Raw genomic sequence first — 1,001 nt, forward strand, 5'->3', positions numbered from 1 at the left:
CCGGAGAGCGAGATCGCCAAGTACGAGAGGCTCTACTTTGAGAAGGGCTGGGATAAGATTCGTGAAGACCGGCTAGCGCGGCAGAAGAAGCTCGGGCTGGTGCCTGGAAATCTGGCGCTCACACCGCGCAGTGTCGTGCCCGAGAATCGCTTCAATAAACAAACCGGCTGGGCCGACAAAGACAACCCCGCGTGGGAGAGCTTGCCCGAAGACCGACGCCGAGACCTCGCGCGGCGTATGGCGGTCTTTGCAGCGATGGTAGACCGGATGGACCAGAACATCGGGCGGATTGTGGTGCATCTCAAGAAGACCAAGCAGCTCGACAATACCCTGATCTTCTTTCTCTCGGACAATGGCGGCTGTGCGGAGTGGGACCCGTGGGGCTTCGACGAGAGCTCGGGGCCGAAGAACACGCTCCACACGGGGCCGGATTTGAAAACGGTGGGCGCTCCACAGAGCTACATCAGCTACGGGAGCGGCTGGGCCAATGTCAGCAACACTCCCTGGCGGCTCTACAAGCACTACAACCACGAGGGCGGGATTCGCACGCCGATGATCGTCCACTGGCCCGCCGGTGTCAAGACGCGCCCTGGTGCGCTGACTTCCCAGCCCGGCTACATCACGGATTTCATGCCGACCCTCCTGGAGCTCTGTGGCGCGTCGTACCCGAGTGGCAAGCTCGCTGTGGAGGGCATAAACCTCACCCCCGCACTTGCGGGAAAGCCACTGCTGCCGCGCCCGATCTTTATTGAGCACGAGGGCAATAAATCCGTCCGTGACGGCGACTGGAAGCTGGTGGGGCTAGCCGGTAAGCCCTGGGAGCTCTACAACCTCAAGCTCGATCCCACCGAGCTGACGGACTTAGTAGTCGTCCAAAATCTACTTCCGTATCTTGACATTGCAAACCTTACCTTGGCGTTGGCGTCAAGCGAGGCTTGAATGTGTAGTTCCAGCGGGGGCACACTTCATGGAAATGTAAATTGAGTGTTTGCATCACCTCC

At 59.6% G+C, this 1,001-nt stretch carries 1 protein-coding gene; it reads left to right on the top strand.

Annotated elements, in window-relative coordinates:
- The coding region (locus RMO15_RS31200; RefSeq protein ID WP_309722525.1) for a sulfatase-like hydrolase/transferase at window positions 1–939 on the top strand (939 nt) is incomplete at its 5' end.
- Window positions 940–1,001: the final 62 nt, after the last annotated feature.

Source organism: Armatimonas sp. (assembly GCF_031410135.1).
Classification (GTDB): domain Bacteria; phylum Armatimonadota; class Armatimonadia; order Armatimonadales; family Armatimonadaceae; genus Armatimonas.